Origin of the sequence: Spirosoma agri (assembly GCF_010747415.1) — a bacterium.
Classification (GTDB): domain Bacteria; phylum Bacteroidota; class Bacteroidia; order Cytophagales; family Spirosomataceae; genus Spirosoma; species Spirosoma agri.
Genome location: NZ_JAAGNZ010000001.1, coordinates 1,249,238 through 1,269,434 on the forward strand (window position 1 = coordinate 1,249,238; position 20,197 = coordinate 1,269,434).

The 20,197-nt window shown below is 51.9% G+C and carries 15 protein-coding genes; 5 read left to right on the forward strand and 10 right to left on the reverse strand.

Annotated features, from left to right (window positions below; all coding sequences use genetic code 11):
* Window positions 1-69 precede the first annotated feature (69 nt).
* The 6 genes from GK091_RS05170 to GK091_RS05195 all read right to left on the reverse strand — a co-directional run bounded on the left by GK091_RS05170 (window position 70) and on the right by GK091_RS05195 (window position 7,892).
* Complete coding sequence (locus GK091_RS05170) at window positions 70-2,253, reverse strand: plastocyanin/azurin family copper-binding protein (protein WP_164035537.1); 2,184 nt, start codon at window positions 2,251-2,253, stop codon at window positions 70-72.
* A 26-nt stretch (window positions 2,254-2,279) separates the two neighbouring features.
* Entirely contained in the window at window positions 2,280-4,166 is a 1,887-nt protein-coding gene (locus tag GK091_RS05175; protein WP_164035538.1) for a 3-keto-disaccharide hydrolase, read from the reverse strand.
* 71 nt (window positions 4,167-4,237) lie between these two features.
* Window positions 4,238-4,582: a cupin domain-containing protein gene (locus GK091_RS05180; RefSeq protein ID WP_164035539.1), complete on the reverse strand. Its 345-nt coding sequence runs from the start codon at window positions 4,580-4,582 to the stop codon at window positions 4,238-4,240.
* A 529-nt stretch (window positions 4,583-5,111) separates the two neighbouring features.
* The gene (locus tag GK091_RS05185) at window positions 5,112-5,915 is read right to left on the reverse strand and encodes a phytanoyl-CoA dioxygenase family protein (protein ID WP_164035540.1); all 804 of its coding nucleotides are present in this window, start codon (window positions 5,913-5,915) and stop codon (window positions 5,112-5,114) included.
* Window positions 5,916-6,000: 85 nt separating this feature from the next.
* Window positions 6,001-7,263: a 3-phosphoshikimate 1-carboxyvinyltransferase gene (locus tag GK091_RS05190; protein ID WP_164035541.1), complete on the reverse strand. Its 1,263-nt coding sequence runs from the start codon at window positions 7,261-7,263 to the stop codon at window positions 6,001-6,003.
* A gap of 38 nt (window positions 7,264-7,301) precedes the next feature.
* The gene (locus GK091_RS05195) at window positions 7,302-7,892 is read right to left on the reverse strand and encodes a hypothetical protein (RefSeq protein ID WP_164035542.1); all 591 of its coding nucleotides are present in this window, start codon (window positions 7,890-7,892) and stop codon (window positions 7,302-7,304) included.
* A gap of 103 nt (window positions 7,893-7,995) precedes the next feature.
* Here GK091_RS05195 and GK091_RS05200 point away from each other — a divergent pair, with 103 nt between their 5' ends.
* Window positions 7,996-9,063 carry an Ldh family oxidoreductase gene (locus GK091_RS05200; RefSeq protein WP_164035543.1) on the forward strand — a complete coding sequence of 356 codons (1,068 nt, stop codon included), beginning with the start codon at window positions 7,996-7,998 and terminating at the stop codon, window positions 9,061-9,063.
* A 51-nt stretch (window positions 9,064-9,114) separates the two neighbouring features.
* Here GK091_RS05200 and GK091_RS05205 read toward each other — a convergent pair whose 3' ends face one another.
* Together GK091_RS05205 and GK091_RS05210 are read right to left on the reverse strand one after the other, a co-directional pair.
* A complete protein-coding gene (locus tag GK091_RS05205; protein ID WP_164035544.1) occupies window positions 9,115-9,738 on the reverse strand; it encodes an outer membrane beta-barrel protein in 624 nt (207 codons plus the stop codon).
* A gap of 216 nt (window positions 9,739-9,954) precedes the next feature.
* Complete coding sequence (locus GK091_RS05210; RefSeq protein ID WP_164035545.1) at window positions 9,955-10,623, reverse strand: PepSY-like domain-containing protein; 669 nt, start codon at window positions 10,621-10,623, stop codon at window positions 9,955-9,957.
* Between the two features lie 344 nt (window positions 10,624-10,967).
* Here GK091_RS05210 and GK091_RS05215 point away from each other — a divergent pair, with 344 nt between their 5' ends.
* The 3 genes from GK091_RS05215 (at window position 10,968) to GK091_RS05225 (ending at window position 16,605) form a co-directional block, all read left to right on the forward strand.
* Window positions 10,968-12,473 carry a circularly permuted type 2 ATP-grasp protein gene (locus GK091_RS05215; protein WP_164035546.1) on the forward strand — a complete coding sequence of 502 codons (1,506 nt, stop codon included), beginning with the start codon at window positions 10,968-10,970 and terminating at the stop codon, window positions 12,471-12,473.
* Window positions 12,474-12,594: 121 nt separating this feature from the next.
* Window positions 12,595-13,575, forward strand: coding sequence for a glycosyltransferase family 2 protein (locus GK091_RS05220; RefSeq protein WP_164035547.1), 981 nt, complete (start codon window positions 12,595-12,597; stop codon window positions 13,573-13,575).
* Between the two features lie 117 nt (window positions 13,576-13,692).
* Entirely contained in the window at window positions 13,693-16,605 is a 2,913-nt protein-coding gene (locus tag GK091_RS05225; protein ID WP_164035548.1) for a T9SS type B sorting domain-containing protein, read from the forward strand.
* A gap of 97 nt (window positions 16,606-16,702) precedes the next feature.
* Here the strand turns inward: GK091_RS05225 and GK091_RS05230 are convergent, their stop codons facing one another.
* On the reverse strand, window positions 16,703-17,416 hold the full coding sequence (locus GK091_RS05230) for a YebC/PmpR family DNA-binding transcriptional regulator (RefSeq protein WP_164035549.1): 714 nt from the start codon (window positions 17,414-17,416) through the stop codon (window positions 16,703-16,705).
* Window positions 17,417-17,522: 106 nt separating this feature from the next.
* Window positions 17,523-18,776, reverse strand: a complete 1,254-nt coding sequence (gene lysA / locus GK091_RS05235) for a diaminopimelate decarboxylase (RefSeq protein WP_164035550.1) — start codon at window positions 18,774-18,776, stop codon at window positions 17,523-17,525.
* A gap of 42 nt (window positions 18,777-18,818) precedes the next feature.
* Between lysA and GK091_RS05240 the strand changes: the two genes are divergently transcribed.
* Window positions 18,819-20,186: an alkaline phosphatase D family protein gene (locus GK091_RS05240; protein WP_164035551.1), complete on the forward strand. Its 1,368-nt coding sequence runs from the start codon at window positions 18,819-18,821 to the stop codon at window positions 20,184-20,186.
* The last annotated feature ends 11 nt before the right edge of the window (window positions 20,187-20,197 follow it).

Genomic DNA, 20,197 nt, shown 5'->3' on the forward strand with positions numbered 1-20,197 from the left:
CCACACCTGTATCGGGTTAACGAGTGAGCCTACGACGGAAATGAATTCGTGGTCCAGCCCGGTTTGCCCTTATTTGACAACTTTCATAATACCCTGCATCACGTAGAAGTGGCCCGGCACCGAGCACTCGTACGTATAATCGCCGGGCTTTTCGGGAGCGGTGAAATAGATTGTCTCGTTCGTATTGGGCTGAAGCAGATTCGTATGGTGCAGCACCTTTTCGGTCTGCGGAATGTAATTTTTTTCCTGCCCTTCCAGCCCAAGTTTCATCGCCAGTTCACCAACCTGAATAGCTGAGCCAGGCGTTACGACGACGAAGTTATGAAGCATGTCGTCTTCGTTGTTGAACACAACGCGTACCTTACTGCCTGCTTTCACCTGGAACTGCTCCGGCGCGAATTTAAGCCCCGGTTTCGTGCCCAGTGTGATCGTATAATCGGGTTCACCCCATGATGCGGGCATTTCCGTTACTCGTTTGGCCACACTGGCCGTGGCTGGTTTGGCAGCAGTCGGTTTGGCCGTTACTTTACCTTTCGCACCTGTCAATTTTGTGCTGCCTGATTTCGTGCTGACCGGCGGAGTCGAAGAAGCTGACGCCATGGCCATTTCCGAATGATCGTGTTTTGGCGCTGCGGCTGCAATGGCTAGTTTCTCGCCGTCCGGCAGGTTGTTCAGGGTGTAATAGCCAACATTATGGAGCAACGCCCGGCCCGTTGTCGAACGAACACCATTCGTCGTAATTTCGTGAATATAGCCCAGTCGCAGGCTATCCACGACTAAGCGGGCTTTCAGGCCATCTTTCGATACAACGATGCCGCGAATCGGGCAACCGCCCCGGTTAATAACCGGACTACCGTAGGTGGCGTGGTATTTGTAATTGAAGCCCGTTACTTTATACGATGCCGGATCAGCCGCCAGTTCCTGATCAACGGGTGCGGTAAATTCGATCTCGAATCCATCAGGCATGGCATGAATCGTCTTCATTTCGAATGGCGTTCTGCCCGTCCAGACAAGGCGTTGCAGGCTGAATAATTCTTTTCCCGTCGAGGACCAGCCCCGGCTGGTCATGCCCACGAACATCGACGCGTCGTGCCCCCATACCATGCGCAGTACACCGGATGAAAAGCCTTCCCGAAACGGAAAAACAACGCCCTGATATTTACCTTTTACCTTCTCAAGATCAACGCGGGAGAGGATACTCTGACCCTGATCGCCGATGAACATCTGGTTGGCAAAGGGGCCAAATTTTCCGGCGGTGTTGTCAGTCAGCAAGCCTGATGTCGAGATGCCCAGAATGCCGTGCGGTAACCAGACCGCGGGTGCTTTCAGCGCTGTAAAGCGCTTGGATACGTCGTAAAGTGGCTCGCCCGTATTCGGTACATCCTGCGGCTTTATCGTCAGGGGAGAACCGGGCAGGCTTGTCCAGCGAAGACTCTCGGCATTACCCAGAAAGTCACCTTTTTCCACCTGCGAAATACGACCAGAACCTACCCAGTCGCCCTGATTTTCGGTATAGAAATAATCCCCGGCCGCGTTCATGCCGTACCCAGCCGGTGAGCGCATGCCAGCCGCAAAGGGGGTCATTTTGCCATCGGGGGTGAGTTCCAGCGTCCAGCCGCGCCAGGGGACCAGGCTCACGCCATGTCCCAGACTATTGCTCCAGCCTACATTCAGCGTAACCAGCATGTTGCCGTTGGGCAAAAACGTGGGTCCGTACGAATATTCGTGGTAATTGCCGGATAAGGGCCATGAGTAAATTTTGTCGTACGAGTCCGCTTTCTGGTCCCCGTCGGTATCGCGCAGACGAGTGACTTCACTGCGTTGGGTTACGTAAATATCGCCGTCTTTGTACGTAAGCCCCAGCGGTTCATGCAGACCCGAGGCAAATCGTTTGTAGGTAGGCTTCTCTGTGCCGCTGATGGACGGATTCGATACGAGCCAGACTTCGCCCCGTCGGGTACAGACCGCCAAACCACCGTCGGGCAGGGTAACCATACCCCCCACTTCCAGAATGATGTCTTCCGGTACGGGCAACGAAATGAGTTTGTAGAAATCGTCCTCTTTCTCCGGATCGACTTCCAGCTTGGCTAGTCCTTTGGGGGCTGGCGCGGGTTGCTTACTGCTGGAACTGACCGGTTTGCCGTCTTTGGATTGGATCTGAGCCAGCGTAGGTACGGTATTAAAACAAGTCAGGCCGGAAGCGAGCAGGGCCGCCAATGCCAGACGATTTATAGATTTATGAGAAATGGTCATGATGCTGTTTTTCAGAAAATTGAGCCTTACCAGACGATTGAATAGGTCACCGCACCCGCATTATTCGTCGCTTTTACGGGTAACAACATCTCCTTCGTGTTTTGCGCGGTGTTGCGGATAACGGGTTTTGTCGCGGCTGGCAGCTCGATAAAATATTGCTTGTCGTTGATCGCATACAGTCCGTTTGGCAACACGCTTATGTCTTTCCCTTCGGCAACGCGGCACCAGATTTCTTTCGTCTCCGAGCCGGGGGTAACGGTAAACGAATGTGTTAGTTTACGGCCTTCATCCGTTGACGCCAGCGATTCACGAACACTGGCCCCACCTAGTGTATACTTGAAAATAGGACGACCGGCCTTATCAACGTCGTAGCCCAGGTTCGTATACGTAGCGTTGGAGTCGGGCCAGACTGCATTCTGATCGGCCAGAAACGTAAGCGATGGTTTGCCCGGTAACTCGATCACACTACCCATCGGTACGGACAATTGCGTTTCGCCCCGACCGTGCCACATCGGCGTCGCATCCAGAAAATCACCCCGCCAGATTTGCAGAAACTCGCCTTTGCGCAGATCGACCGTGTAGTTGGTAAAATCGGGCTCACCGACCGAAATCGTGTGGGTATGCTTAATGCCATGGTGATTCATAAAGCCGCGCTGCATGATCGGTTCGTTCTTGGCGATCAACGAGATTTCACTGACCGGCTCTTCGATGCGGATCACCTGATTCAGCGGGGTGTACTGAACGCCCGGTCCTTCGATCGTCAACAGAATGTCATTACTACGAGCGTACCAGAAGCCGAAGTTCTTGTAATAAGCCAGCTCGAATGGAAAATCACCGGCTTCCAGACTGGTGGTCGTCGTGGCAAAATTGTTGTCTTTTCCCGTGATCGTTAACAGTTTCTTACCGGCAATCGACAGTTCGCCCGCTCCGTTGGGATTGGTTGGCAGGGTTTCGTTCGGAATAAAGCGTAGTGTCAGGTTCAACAAATACTGACCCGCGCGGGGAATGTGAATTGTGCCGGTGATTTTACCGCCGAACTTATCCCGGCTACCGGGTGCCTGATGAGCCAGAATTTCGATAGGCATCTCCCGTTTGGGCGTAAGTGCGTTGAAATCGTCTACCGACTGGAACTTACCTTCGTAGGACTTGAGCATAAGCTTGGTTAAGGTAACTGGCTCAATACCATACGATTTGTACTTGATGTTCTGAATGGCTACGGGGCCATGATCGCCCTGAATCATCAGTGGACCCATTGGTTTCTCATCCTGAAACGCAGCGGCCCGTGTTGGCCCCGTCACTTCGACGTTTTCGTGGATCGTAACCCCATTCTGGATCACTTTTATGAACTTGGCATTGGCGGTTTTCTCGCCTTTCTCGTTGAAACGAGGTGCCTGAAACACAATTTTCATGTGCTGCCACAAGCCCGGTGCCTTGCTTACATTTTGCGATGGGGGATGCCCTTCGTAGCCTTTACGCCCCTCGGGACGGCTTTCGTCCCAGCGTTCATAAATGGATCCGCAGTCCGATGATTTCGGATCTTTTACGGCCCAGCTGTCAAACAGTTGGATTTCGTAGCGACCCTGCAAGAAAATTCCCGAGTTGGACCCCTTTTCCATCATGAAATCCAGCTCCAGCTCAATGTCGCCATGTTCCATCTTGGTGAAAAGCTGGTCTTTACTTTTGCCGGAGAAGTCGTTGACCAGAATTCCCGTGCCGTTTTTTGTTTTGCCTGCGCCACTTTTGTTAAGGTCGTAAAAAACGTCGCTAACCAGTTTCCAGTTGTTACCAGCTGGCTTAAAATCATTCAGGGTCTGAAGATTGACCGTTGTGTAAGGTAATTCAGGGGTTTGTGCCGATAGGCCCGCCGAAACGATCAACAGGCATACGAACAAACAACAAAGAGGGCGTTGCATGATTAACTGGTAAAAAATGAATGAGAAGAATCAGAAGACGCGGTCAGGCGTCGATCAAAAAAGTGAATTAATTACACAAAATCCTGGCGCATGGGACTGAAAATATCGATCAGCACACCGGCTTCCACACATTCGGCCCCGTGTCTGAGGTTCGACGCAACGTGGAAAACGTCACCTGTCCGTAGCGTTCTCGTTTCATCGGCAATCGTGATGGCAAAAACGCCACTCTCAACGTAGCTCATCTGCGTATGAATGTGCTGATGCGGGGTACCGACGCCACCCGTTTCGAAGGCGACTTTCACCATCATCAGGTTGGCATCGTAGGCCATAATTTTACGCTTTACTCCTTCGGCTACCGACTCCCAGGCAATAGTCTGGTCATCAACAAAACGAGTGGCGGCTGGTGTTTCTGTCATTACGAACGTTTTTTTTGTGAGCAGTTCAGGTTGTAGTATTTACATTAGAAATAGAATTATTCAGCAAGTTAATTCTGTTTCTCGACTGATCGAAGTAAAAAACAAAAAAGCCGCTCCGAAAATTCGGGGCGGCTTTCCGCTTCTATCCACACCATTTCAAGATCGACGACCGGGTGGTCACCGAATCTTGATGTTCAACCTTCCCTTTGTAAAGGATCGTTTTGCTCAGAGTGAGCAAGTTCTTTGGTAGTTCCAAAATGTACTGGTCTGTACGGCGGAACGTTGACCTGTTTTATACCTCACTAAGTTGATGAGTTATTATCTATTTAACGCAAAAACGGGGGCCGAAATTATTTAACGTAGCAAATTATAGCGTAAACAACTATAGAAACCTGAATAGATCGAATAAAACACGCGCCGACTAGTCGGCAAGAGATATTTAGTTGACTGATATACAGACTAAAAACAGCCTGGTACAGCGCAAAGTTTCCCTGCTCGTAGTTGTTTAGCGTACGGTCCACGCAGCCAGTTACAGCAGTTTTTTTACGTCCAGCACCTCGATCTTATTTTGCTTCGCTTTTTCCAGGACAGCGGGCGTATAGGTCGAAAGCCTGACATTTTCCTGGACGTCGGCCCGTTTTAGCAGGTGTTGATCCAGGTAGTGATCCAGATGCTTGCCGGTCAGGCCATAGCTAAAGAAGAGCGATACGCGTTCGCCCTGCTGTTCGCGAAAGAGGAAATCGGGCAGGCGATTTTCCAGACCCACATGCAACGGTACATTCGTAAATACTTTCATCCGGCGGGCATTGCCGCTGTGGAGCGTGCGCATGTTCCAGACAACGATGTCGCCGGCGCGGGTATCGGCAAACACGTCAGCTCCGTCGGCTGACTGATGACTACCGGCCTTGAACCGGATACCACCGCTATAGGTGTCGTGATCCTGTAAATAAATGCCGAACCGGATGAGCGGATAAGTCCCTTCCCAATCTGATCCCTGACCAAACTGGTGGCGGTCAATGTTGTCCCGGTGGAAGCCACGGGTTCCAGTTCCGATCTGGTACGTGCTGTCGGAAAAATAAACGGGCGTGTCGCCGAGCAATTCGGTCGCAATAGTAACGATCCGTGGTTCATAAATGACCCAGCCCAGCCCGTCTTTGCTGAGCAGATCGCCCTTGACGGAAGCCGCCTTTTTTACCTGCGTAACCAGCCCGCGTTGCTGCTGCTGGTCACGATGCATGTAGGCAGCCTGGCGTAGGGCGGCAATTTCTTCGGCTGTAAATACGGCACGAACAATAAGGTAGCCTTGCTGGTCAAATTGCTCCCGGCGAGTCATGATTGATTTGGTGTTTTATCGTATCGGTCACGAACCGATAACGACATATCGTCTGGTTACTATAACGCTTAGGTTGGGTCTGGCATTATCCGGCAACGTTCGTACCGGCCTGCATTGCCTGTACGTCGACAATCCGGGCCATATCGTCCCAGAAGCTGGGGTATGATTTCGCCACAACACCCGGCTCTTCGATCACGATTTCCTGTCGCATCGATACGGGCGCAAACGCCATCGCCATCCGATGGTCGTCGTAGGTTTCGATGGTGGCAGCGGATTGGTTAGTTGTAGCCACTTGCCGAACCTCATACAAATGATTGGGTTCAATTTCGACTAGTTCTGCACCGATTTTCTGTAGTTCCGCCTGAAGAGCGGCCACGCGATCCGTTTCTTTGATCTTGAGACTTTCGATACCGGTCAATGTCAGCACAACGCCTTTCATCGCGGCTGCAACGGCAACCGTTTGGGCCAGGTCGGGGCAATGGGTAAAATCCCAAGCCAATGCCGTTTCGGTGGGGCGTTTGGTTAGCAGGACACCCGTATCCGTGAAGGTACTCTCAACGCCCAGTGGCCGCATGATATCGACAATGGCGCTGTCGCCCTGTAGCGATTTCGCTTTCAGACCGAGTAGTTCAAGTTCGCTGGTTTCGTCCTGAGCCAGAGCTGCCACGCTATACCAGTAACTGGCTCCCGACCAGTCTGATTCAATCGTGTAGGGCTTTGGAGTGTACGGACTGGGCTTGACTGTGATCACCTTATTGATCCAATCGGCAGTAGCATCGGCACCGAAATACGTCATCTGCTCCAACGTCATATCGATGTAGGGCTGTGAGCCGATGGCTCCGGTCAATTCCAGTGTCAGACCGTTGGGCAAGGTTGGCGCAATCATCAGAAGCGCCGAGATGTACTGACTGCTTACATCGCCCCGGATACGTACATTCGCTTCGGCAGAAGGTGAGAATCCATTGAGTTGTAAGGGTGGATATCCTTCGTTTTTCAGGTAAGTAATGTCGGCACCCAGCGTTCGCAGGGCATCGACCAGAATGCCGATGGGTCGCTCACACATGCGTGGCGTACCCGTCATGGTTTTTTGTTGCCCCGTCACGGCAAAATAGGCCGTCAGAAACCGCATAGTCGTTCCGGCATCGAGCACATCGGCAACGGGGTCGCCTGATTGAAGCAGACGGATCATCGTTTGCGTATCGCGGGCGGTCGATAGATTTTGCAGATCGCAGCGAAAATTGGTCAGTGCGTCGATAATAAGAGCACGGTTACTTTCGCTTTTCGACGAAGCCAGCGGAATGGTTGCCCGAACGGGGCCAGTGGGGGGAGTCAGTTTAACGGCGTTCATTCCGGCAAAGATACAGCATCATAACCCGTTACGCCAACTCAATACGTACGTAACACCTTTAGCCGATGGTTTTTATTAATGCTGATATGCGGATTGCTCAATAGGTGAAACAGAACACCACTCACGATAAACGCCCCCGTAACCGGCAGAACGTTCGCATTCAACTGGCCATTATTGACCAGATCGGCAATCAGGTAAACGCCCCCTGCCAACGGGAAAATCGTACCGGCAGCCGTCACGAACGGTATCCGGCGGTGTAGCATGACTTTCTGAACCTCGTCCAGCCGAAACGTCACGGGTTCATCGCGGTTCATGACTTCGTTGGCCATCAGAATGGTGAAGGTACTGTCGGTAACGCTGTACAGTTCTTCCCTGAATTTTTCGCCCCGTGCCTTGAAATGAAGTTCGTCGCCCTCAAAGAAACGATACCGCCGGAAACCGCCGAGGGTATGATTAACGTCCAGCGCCAGGTAGCGCGACGGGCGGATCAGCGCCGAATAAGCCGTGCCTCTTCGCTGAAGGAGCTGTTCGGTCGTGAGGGTATCGGTGGGTTGCGCCAGCGAAAAATGACTGAGAAATAGACCAGTAATAAGTACGAGAAAGGACAGGTGGGTGCGATATGCGTTCATGGGTGCGAAAATGGCGTTGTCTGGTATAACGCAAAACAAGCTCAATTGGCTGATTTTTTAATGAAGTTTAACCCATTCGCCCGGTGTTCGTTAATTTGCGGCCATGATTACAGCGAACCAACTCCGTTCATTTACTGAACAAATCTTTATAGCCATTGGCTGTTCGGAAGCTGATGCCCGTTTAGCCACCGATGTGCTGGTGAGCGCCGACCTGCGTGGTGTCGATTCACACGGTGTGGCTCGTTTGCCGGGTTACGTTCGGCTTTACGACAATGGCCGTATCAACCCGCAACCGCATATTCGAATCGTTCATGAAACGCCCTCCACGGCCGTGGTCGATGGGGATCGGGGACTTGGTCTGGTTGTTGGCCCTTGGGCGATGCAGGTCGCTATCGAAAAGGCACGTATTGCCGGAACGGGATGGGTAGCCGTTCGTAATTCCAACCACTTCGGTATTGCGGGCTATCATGCGTTGCTGGCCGCTGAGCACGACATGATCGGGCAGGCCATGACCCACGCGGCTCCGTTGGTCGCTCCAACGTTTTCACTGGACAAACTATTAGGAACGAACCCCATTGCGGTAGCGATTCCGGCAGCAACGGAACCGACCTTTCTGGCTGATTTCGCATCAACGGCGGTAGCGTACGGTAAATTGGAAATTCTACAGAGGAAAGGGCAGGACATCCCCCACGGCTGGGCACAAAATGCGGAAGGGGAGTCAACGACGGACGCGAATGCCATCCGAAATGGGGGGGCGCTGTTGCCATTGGGTACGGATCGGGAGCATGGCAGTCACAAAGGATACGGCCTTGGCGCTATCGTCGATATTTTCTCCGGTGTTTTGTCCGGCGCTAATTACGGCCCGTGGGTGCCACCCTTTGCAACGGCAGGTTTTATGCAGGCCAATGAAGGTGTTGGACAGGGGACCGGTCACTTCTTCGGAGCCATGCGCATCGATGCGTTCCGGCCCGCTGATGAGTTTAAAACGCACATGGACACCTGGATACAGCGATTCCGGCAGGCCAAAGCCGTTGACGGAAAACGGGTGTTAATTCCCGGCGATCCGGAGCGGGATATGGAAGCCGAACGACTGGCAAACGGGATTCCGCTAGTCGAACCGGTCATAAAAAGCTTGGAAGAACTCGGCGAACGATTTGGCGTAAGCTTATGACTGGATTGTTCTCACGGGTCAGTACTGCACTGACCCGTGAGAACAATCCAGTTACTTTCCGAAGAAGATCTGAAAGCCAATTGAGAGAGACGCCGATCTGGAGTCGGATTTTATATCGGTGACGGTCGGATTGTTGTTTGCAAAAGACAAATAACCAATTTTAGATGACAGAATGTTATAATTTAAACCGGCATAGATCGCAATGGTTTGGTTAATGAAATAAGCAACCCCAAGGGTTGGCACCAGTGCTATCGAATAGCCATCCGACGAAAAATCGGTGCTAAAAGCAGACGAATTATAGGTGTTACGTACAAAACTGTGGCTATAGGATAAACCTACGTATGGTTTCAGTTTGGCAGCACCGAAGAAATAGCGCACGAAAGGCGACAAGCCGACAGAGGTGCTTGCGTACTTAGACACGTAAGGGTTGTTTCCCTGCTTAGAGGTAGACAGGCTAAGTGGTACTCCCGTTCCGATCAGCAGATTATTAGCAACGAAGTAGCCAACTGAAGGGGATAAATTGCCGGTAAATGTTTTCGTGTCGGCGTTTTTATTATCCTGGTACGAAAAATTACCAACGCTAACGCCGACATTCCAGCGCCCCTTTTCAGTTTGAGCCGTTGCCAATACACCGCTAATGAGCAGCAAAAGAAGACTGGTAACGATTGTTTTCATACCCGTTGTTGTTCGTTTGTTTGTAGACAACAAGGTATAAAATGTCTTTATTTGGTTGCAAGGATTTAGCTTATTTTAACAAAAAAGGGGATCAACTCATGCCGATCCCCTTTTTTGTACGCATTCAGTCCATCGTACTTGTTGTAGTAACGTGGTTGGAAACCCGCGATAGCTCGCTAAAAATCGCGGGTTTCCAACCACGTTACTATAAGTCTGTTACTTACCAGTGACCGCTTTTTTGAATGTACCGTCAGCACCGAATATTAAGCCTATCCGTTTGCTGTCAGCCGTTTTGATTGCGACGATATAATCGCTGCTTTTCTTGTCCTGTGCGGCTTTCTCGATGGTTGCACCCGCATAATTCGTGCTGATGTACGTTGTGATCGCAGCGGGTAAGCTCGATACGGCGACTACCGTTGCCATCGGGCCCTGACCCGGTTTGCCCTTATGGAGCGTATCGCCGGGGGCTGGCTTGGGGTGGTGGGTTGAATCACCGGGGGCTGGTTTTGGGTGATGCGCTGAATCACCATGAGCCGGCTTGCCCTTACCATCAACCACTTTGTCGAACGTACCATCTGCCTTAAAGGACAATAGTGTAATGGTGCTGTTCTGCGTGATGGCAACTACATAATTGCCCTTCGGCCCTTTAGCGGCTTCTTTGATCGTGGCACCCGCATAATTCGTGCTGATGTACGTCGTAATCGTAGCGGGCAGACTCGATACGTCTACCACGGTCATGCTGTGGGGGCCTCCCGCCGTTGTGCTGGTTACGGAACTCGACCGGGCCGATGCATCGGTACTTGTCGGGTCGACGGAATTACGGTTACAGGCGTTTAGGCTGACCACCAGGGCTGCCACGCAACTGAAAACAAGCAAAGTTTTCATGGAATTGTTGTTGGTTTGTTTACTGATTGGATGAATCAACTAACCAGAGTTCGATACTCTCGCTAAGTCAAATGCCCATACGCCCTAAGTATATATACTGTTGCACATTGCTTAAAAAATGTTAAAACGCGTCAATACGAAGAAATAAGAGCGGTTGGAATTAAAATGGCCTTAAGGAGATTCACTTAGTAGCGAAGAGTCCACTGGACAGGCTGTTTGTACAGGACCGCCACCCAATCTCCTTTCGATCAACTTTTCTTGACTTTTCTCAGGTTGTCTATTGAGAATAGTAACTGTATCAGATTTCTATTTGGTCATTTCAATAAACGGCAATATATTGTTCCATGAAACGAAAATCCACCGCACAATCACAGGCGCAAACACTCAATGGAATGACGCAGTCTCAGGGCCAGCTCACGTCCAACTTTTCTTTTACCGATTACCAGACCGAAAATTTCTTCGATGAAATGTTTGACGGTCAGACCGAAGTGCGGTCTGGTTATGCGCCGTTCCAGCAGCGCGTTGAACAGCTTACTCGTGAGGATATTATTGGCCGACAACATGCCGCTGAGCGTTCGCTGATGAGTATGGGGATTACGTTCAATGTCTACTCCGAAGGCGAAGGAACGGAGCGGATCATGCCCATCGATATTATTCCGCGCGTCATCGAATCGGCTGAATGGGATCGGCTCGAAGCGGGATTGATTCAGCGTATCAAGGCGTTGAACATGTTTCTCGACGATGTCTACAACGAACAGCGAATTCTGAACGACGATGTTGTTCCCCGCGATCTTATCGAGTCCAGTAAATCGTTTTTGCCACCCTGCCTCGGCGTCAAACCGCCCAAAGGTATCTGGTGCCACATCACCGGCACCGATCTTATCCGGGGTGAAGATGGCCAGTACATGGTGCTGGAAGACAACCTCCGTTGTCCGTCGGGCGTGTCGTATATGCTCGAAAACCGCGAACTGTCCAAGCAGACCTTCCCCGAAGTACTGACCCAGACGGGCGTTCGGCCAGTGTCGGATTACCCGATGCGATTGCTTCAGATGCTCGAGTTCATTGCTGATCGACCCAATCCAACGGTTGTGGTGCTAACGCCGGGTATCTACAATTCTGCATATTTCGAGCATTCGTATCTGGCTCAGCAGATGGGCGTTGAACTGGTTGAAGCGCGTGATCTGGTCGTGTCGGGTGGGTACGTGAAGATGCGAACAACGAAAGGATTCCAGATCGTTGACGTGATCTACCGGCGCATCGATGATACATTCCTCGACCCGCAGGCATTCAATCCGGATTCGATGATCGGGGTGCCCGGCATTTTTGAGGTGTACAAGAAAGGGCGGGTTGCCCTGGCCAATGCCCCCGGAACGGGCGTCGCCGACGATAAGGTGATTTACGCCTACGTGCCCCGGATTATTCAGTACTATCTGGGCGAGGAGCCGATCATTCCGAACGTCAAGACCTATATCTGCCGGGAGGAGGAAGACTGCAAATACGTGCTGGAAAATATCGAGCAGCTGGTCGTGAAGGAGGCTAACGAAGCCGGTGGCTACGGCATGCTTATCGGACCTAAAGCGACGCCCGAAGACCATGAACTATTCAGACAGAAAATTCAGGAGAACCCGCGCAACTACATCGCTCAGCCAACCATCTCGCTCTCGCGCGTGCCGTGTCTCGTTGGTGATCATGCCGAAGGACGTCACGTCGATCTGCGTCCGTATATTCTCTACGGCGATGGCGTGAACGTCATTCCCGGCGGACTGACGCGGGTGGCTTTGCGGAAGGATTCGCTCGTGGTCAACTCCTCACAGGGCGGGGGTGGTAAGGATACCTGGGTTTTGTATTAAGCCTGTTGGCTGCATAGACTGGAATTGGGTAGTCGAGGTGATTTGTTTGTAACGAATTGCGTCGATTACCCAATTCCGTTTTTACGAATGCCTATCTTTAGGCCCCTCAATTCAATCTGCCTTGCTCGATTTAAGTATTATTATCGTCAATTATAAAACGCCGAAGCTTATTCTGGACTGTCTGGCATCGGTTAGCACCCATACAAGTGGTATCGCATTTGAGGTGATTGTCGTTGATAACCAGTCGGAAGACGATAGTCAGGCTATTGTACAGGCAGCTTTTCCGGCGGTCCGCTGGTTCGACATGGGTTATAATTCGGGTTTCGCAAGAGCCAACAATTATGGTATCAAACAGGCGAAGTCACGGAACGTACTGCTACTCAATTCGGATACGCTGCTGACTGACAATGTACTGGCCCGCTGCGTACGCGTACTGGACGAACAGCCTGATGTGGCGGCCGTGAGCGTGCTGCAACGCGGTGCCGACGGACAGCTTCGCCCCAATCTGTATACGACGTTTGGGCAGATGCGCCGGGCCTTTTACATTTTACCCGCTGGTGCGTTTTTTCAAAACTGGTTGCAACGGATCATGCCCGATCCGCAGTATACGGATAAGAATCAAGCGGAATGGCTCTCCGGGGCTTTTCTAATGACCAGACCAGCGACTATTGCCCGCGTTGGCGGACTGGACGAGAGCTTTTTTATGTATGGCGAAGATGTGGAGTGGGGCTACCGGTTAGGCAAACAGGGACGGATGCTGCTGCTCCAGGATGCCAGCTTTATCCATCTGGAATACGGCAGCAGCGACTCGAATCAGCAGCATATTGTGACGCACATCAACCGATTCAAGCCGCAAATACAGGTGTCGCAGTTGCTGTGGGTCCGGAAGCAGTACGGAATTGGTGCTTATCTGGTACTTATTTTGCACTACGTAGTAATGATTCCCATTGTCTATGTCTGGAAAATCGCGGTTAATCTTCGTGACCGACGACTTCCATGGGCTGATTTGGGCAATCAACACGCATTTACCAAACAAGTGGGTATATTTCTGCGGTTTTTCTGGAGAACACTAGTCAACCAGCCGGGCTTTTACAAAGTGTGACAACCTGCTGAAATAGGAATAAAATCTTGCCAGAGGAGTAAAAACAGACGTTTTCTACCTCAATGGGAAATATACTTTTAGGGTCAGAATTCGTTGTAAGTGAAATGCGATAACTCTATGCGTTTAGTTTATACAATTGGGTTGGTTTCCTTCTTGATAGGAGCCATTCTATGGCCAACTGTCAGTCAGGCTACACACGTCCGTGCCGGCGAAATTACGACCCGGCGAATTCCAGGGGCGTCGTTGACTTACGAAATAACACTGACAACGTATTATGACGAAGTGACGGGCCGAACAGCCGCCGACGATGCCAACTCCTATACATTCTGTTTCGGGGACGGTACGCAGGCGGAGGTAAGACGGAACAGCCGCCGGTTTATCAATGGGCGAACCTCATCCGTAAACACCTACGTCACCACCCATACCTATCCGGGGCCGGGTGCCTACACGATCGGCGTTCAGATTCCGAACCGGAACAAAGGAACGGTCAACCTGCCACCAGCCGGTAGCTCCGATCAGCTTACGTTTTACGTGTCGACTACGATTCTGATCAACGCGGCCCTTCAGGTGAACTCCACCCCGGTAATGCTCAATCCGCCACTGGACTCGGCCCGCGTCGGGCAAAAATTCTGTCACAATCCGGCGGCTTTCGATGCCGACGGCGATAGCTTGGCCTACCGACTCAGCAGACCACAGGAAGGAATTACCAACAGCTGCCGGAGCCGGTTTATTCCGGCCTATCTGGACCCGGCCAGTAATTTTAGCACGGTGCGGGAAGATGGGAGTGGATCACCAACGTTTTCGATCGACTCCCGGACGGGTGATCTCTGCTGGGATTCGCCTGGACAGGCTGGTCAGTTCAACTTTGCCTTTATCATTGAAGAATGGCGTAACGGTGTCCTGATCGGGGAAATCACTCGCGATATGCAGATCATCGTTGTCGATCAGCCCAACAAGCGGCCGCTGATTGTAGGCGCTGAGATTTGCGTGGAGGCCGGTACGCTGATCCAGCAGGCGATCCGGGCGACCGATCCCGATGGACAGCGGGTAATCATCACGGCTTTTGGAGGTCCTTTCAACGTGAACAGTGACGGATCGGCCTTACCGGCTGGCCAGCTGGTGCCACCCGAATATGCCCGACTGATCAATGGTGGTGTGTCGCAGGCTCAGCCCGCAACGGCCACCCTGTCCTGGCAAACGAACTGTAATCAGGCCCGAGAAGAACCGTATGACATTACCCTGAAAGTTAATGACGTGCCCGGACGAGGAACGACCTCGCTCGTCTCCTTCGCCACGTTACGGATTCGACTCTATGCGCCATCCGTCAAAAATCTGACTGCCCGCCCAACGGCTACCGTTGCCGGACGGGCCATTCAGCTCAACTGGTCGGCTTATAGCTGCGGACGAGTTACCAATACGGGTGCGGGTAATGATACGACCAAGCTTATTATTTATCGCAAAGAAGGCTGTACACCGATTCAATCCCAGAGTTGTACGACGGGGCTGGACCCAAGCTTCGGCTATCAGCAAATTGCCAGCATTCCCTACACGGCAACCAGTTATGTTGATACGAGTTCGCTCCGACGGGGTGTTAGCTATTCGTATCGAATTGTAGCGCGCAATCCGGGTATCGGTAATAACGGCGGCCTTAGCGTTGTTTCGACTGAAGCCTGTCTGGAACTTCCGTTATTAGCACCCGTTATGACGCAGGTTACCGTTGACAGCACCGATACGCAGCGGGGTCGGATCACCGTTCGCTGGACCCGGCCAATCGGGCTTCAACCCGGCGATCTGGGTGCGCCCTACCAGTATCGACTCCAGCGGGCTACGGGCCTGGCGGGTACTGATTACGTGAACATCGCGACCATTAACACCACGTTACAGGCAGGTGTGGCGGATACGGTTTACATCGACCGAGGTACCTCTGTAAGTGCGTTGAATACGACGGCCAATGCGTATCGGTATCGGGTCGAGTTCTATTATACCGGTACCAACGGTCAACTGACCCGACTAGATGTGACGGACCCGGCTTCCAGCGTTCGATTGGCGGCTACGCCCGCCCAGCGACAGATTGCGCTGAGCTGGCAGGCGAACACGCCGTGGAGCAACGATAACCGCGTGCATGATGTGTACCGGAGCCGATCCGGTCCCAATGGGCCCTTCAATAAAATTGCCGAAGTAACGGTGCAGGGGCCCCAAACGTATGTGTTTACCGATACGGGTAATGATGCGATTGTGGCCGATGGTAATACGAGTCGGGTACTTTCGGCCGATAGCAGCTATTGTTATCGGGTAATGACCCGTGGGCAGTATGCTGATCCGAAACTGGCTACATTGGGCGTACTCATCAACTACAGCCAGATTATCTGCGCAACACCGACCGATACGACCAAGCCTTGTGCGCCCCAACTGGGTCTCGATAGCCTGAACTGCGCCAACCTGAGCAGTGAGAGCCTGTGTGGTCAGACAAGCTTCACTAACAAGTTACGATGGACGCTGACTGCTGGCCCAACCTGTGACCCGAACGTAGTAGGGTATAAACTGTATTACGGTCGGTACAGTCAGGATACGCCCACTGAATTAGCCAGCATTCCGGCACCAACGACTACTTTCGATCATACGAATTTGACGACGGTGGCGGGGTGTTATTATGTGACGGCGGTAAGTAGATCAGGCGTCGAAAGTTTGCCTTCGAACCGAGTTTGTAATGATGCCTGTCCGGCGTTTGCGCTGCCGAACGTGTTCACGCCCAACGGCGATGGTAAGAACGATGTGTTCGCGCCCTTGAAATGTCCACGCTTCGTGGAAAGCGTTCAGCTGATCGTTTTCAACCGGTACGGCAGTAAGGTTTATGAAGGAACCAGCCCGACACTGGCCTGGGACGGTAAAGCGAGCGATGGCGCTGACCTGCCTAGTGGATTGTATTACTATCAGGTGAGCGTTCGGTATGGGGTGCTGGATCGAAATGCGGCTCCACAAGTGCTCAAGGGCTGGGTACAGATTCTGCGCGAAGGCGTGAGTATGAAGTAACGACAGCGTAGTTTACATAAAAAAGGGATTGGGGTAAGTAAGGTCGTTGGTAAAACCAGGCCTTACTTACCCCAATCCCTTTTGCAGACCTCCTGCTCTAGCGCATGTTGTGGTATACCATCTGTACGTCGTCGTCCTCTTCGATGCGTTCGATGAGTTTTTCCACGTCGGCAACTTCGTCGTCGGTTAATTCCTTGTAGTCGTTTGGAATACGCTCGAATTCGGCCTGTTTGATCTCGTAGCCCTTTTCTTCCAGAAATTTCTGGATCGAGCCAAACGCTGTAAACTCGCCGTAGATGACGTACTGATTCGCTTCATCATCGAGTTCTACTTCGTCGCCCCCGAAGTCAATAAGTTCAAATTCAAGCTCTTCCTGATCGATACCTTCGGCTGGAATCCGAAATACCGATTTCCGGTCGAACATGAAGTCGAGCATACCCTGCGTGCCGAGGCTGCCGCCGAGTTTGTTCAGGTAACTGCGCACATTGGCGACCGTCCGGTTGTGGTTGTCTGTTGCCGTCTCGATCACGAGTGCGATACCGTGCGGGGCATACGCTTCGTATACGATCTCTTTGTAATCCTCCTGATCTTTCGAGGAAGCTTTTTTAATGGCCCGGTCTACGTTATCCTTCGGCATGTTGGCCGCCTTGGCATTCTGGATAATGGCCCGAAGCCGACCATTGCTATCAGGATCAGGACCGCCACTTTTGACGGCCATCACGATGTCTTTTCCGATGCGGGTGAAGGTCTTCGCCATCTGCCCCCACCGTTTCATTTTCCGGGCTTTCCGGTATTCAAATGCGCGTCCCATTGTAACAGATTGATTAAAAAACGGAGATAAGACGTTCTCAAACACAAGCAACGAAAAGCCATCGTGTCCGTCGTTAAAAGCGCCAGTGTCTCCGTGTTTATCTAGTTTAGTTTTTTACGAACTCTTCCTCAAACTCAAGTATTTCCTGCCCGCGCATCAAATCTGCAAAGGTTTCGCGCTGACGGATCACATACGGGCTTCCGTCATACACCAGAACTTCTGCCGGACGGAAGCGGGCATTGTAGGTCGAGGCCATACTAAAGCCATACGCCCCCGCATTTTCAAACGACAGCACATCACCCGGTCGTACGTCGGGCAGTGGTCGATCAGTGGCGAAGGTGTCGGTTTCGCAGATATAGCCAACGACCGTATACGTTTTTTCGTCGCCCAGCGGATTCGATACGTTTTTAATATCGTGGTAGGAATCGTACATCATAGGTCGAATAAGGTGATTCAGGCCCGAATCGACGGCTACGAACGTGCGGGACGGGTTTTCTTTCACGATATTAGTCCGAACCAGTAAATGGCCACACTCGCTCACCAGAAACTTACCCGGTTCAAACCACAGTTCCAGTTCCCGGCCATACTGCTGGCAAAACGACTGAAACGCTTCCGACACCTTGCGGCCCAGATCGGCTACGTCGGTAACGTGATCGCCTTCTTTGTAAGCAACCTTGAACCCACTTCCGAAATCAATGAACTTCAGATCGGAATAATCGCTGGCCAGATCGAACAGCACCTCAGCGCCCCGCAGAAACGCATCGGCATTCTTGAAATCCGACCCCGTATGAATATGGAGTCCGGCAACCGAAAGCTGGTATTTATCAACAACAGCGCGAATATCGGACCGCTGAAGAATCGAGATGCCGAATTTAGAGTCGGCATGACCCGTCGAAATCTTAATGTTTCCGCCCTCGGCAATGTGCGGATTGATGCGGATGCTGATGGGAACCGAATGACCATACGTCTGACCGACCCACTCCAGCAAGGGTAAACTATCCACGTTCAGTTGCAGACCAAGGTCAACGGCTTCGCGGATCTCATCGAACGATACGCCACTGGGCGTAAACATGATCTGACTTGGCTCAAAACCCGCCAGCATACCCATTCTGGCTTCATTGACCGATACCGAATCCATGTCAACACCCTGCTGCCGCATCAGCTTCAAAATCGATACATTGGTCAGGGCTTTGGCCGCATATTTAATCTTTAGGTTAACCCCAGCGAAAGATGACCGGAGTAAGCCGATTTTTTCGATAATTTTGTTAGCGTCATATACGTACAAAGGCAAACCGAATTCATCGGCAATAGCCAGCACGTCAACACCCTGAATCTGATAGTTGCGGTCTTTTAGTTGCATGGTTTTCGTAAACGAACCGCAAAATTACGCCATCTTTCTACTATGTACAAGACTCGACACATACTCTTGTGGCTACTGTTTGTCAATCCGTTGCTGCTGCTCGGGCAATCGGCCAAAGTAGCAGCCACCAGTAAACTTCAGGCAGGTCCGATGGTTGGTTATTCGGATATGCGCGAGGTTATGCTCTGGGTGCAGACCAAAGGACCCGCCCGCGTTCAGATTCGGTATTCAGAAACGGGCACGTCCAAAAATGGGAAAGTCGCCCCGGTTCACCTGACCAACGAAGTGCAGACCAACCGGCAAACGGTTTTTACAGCCCACCTGCTCGCCGATCAGGTGGAACCCGGAAAAAAGTACAAGTACGAACTGTTAATCGAGGGCAGAACGGTGAGCCTGCCCTACCGGACCCAGTTTCAAACCCAAAGCCTGTGGCAGTGGCGGACGGACCCACCCTCTTTTCGTTTCGGCGTCGGAAGCTGCACGTACGTCAACGAGGAGGGCACTGACCGACCCGGTAAAGCATACGGCGATGGCTACGAGATTTTTACCGCCCTGACCGCTCAGAAACCTGACTTCATGCTCTGGACCGGCGATAACACCTACACGCGCGAGGTGGACTGGAACAGCCGTACGGGCGTAATGCGACGCTATACCCATACGCGTTCGCTACCCGATATGCAGCCGTTACTGGCCTCGACGCATAACTACGCCATCTGGGACGATCACGATTACGGCCCCAATGACGCCGATCGGTCCTACTGGCTAAAACCCGTTACGCTGGAAGCCTTCAAACTATTCTGGACGAACCCGAATTTTGTGTTTCCGGAAGGGTGTGCCGGTACGTTTTTCTGGAATGACTGCCAGTTTTTTCTGCTCGATGATCGCACATTCCGCGCCCCAAACGACAAACCGGACGGGCCGGAAAAACCTTATTTTGGCGATAAACAGCTTCAATGGTTACTGGATGCGCTGACCTTCAGCAAAGCACCGTTCAAATTCATCGTGACCGGTGGCCAGATTATCAACCCGACCGTTGCGTTCGAAAATTACGCCACCTACGGCACGGAGCGGGAACGATTATTTAAGGCTATTGCCGATGCCAAAATACCGGGTATTCTGTTCATCACCGGCGATCGCCACCATTCGATTCTGCACCGGCTGGATCGGGAATCGGCGGGGTATCCGCTATATGATCTGACCATTTCGCCCTTGACCTCTTCCGTCGCACAACCGCGCGCTGATGAACTGAAACAGCCTACTTATGTGGATGGTACGCTGGTCGCGGAACGCAATTTCGGTATACTGAGCGTTACGGGTCCATTGACCGACCGAGTGCTGAACATAAAAGTCTACAACCAGAAAGGAGCCGAACGCTGGAGTCGGGACATCCGAGCCAGTGAATTAAAATGAAGCCGGAATGG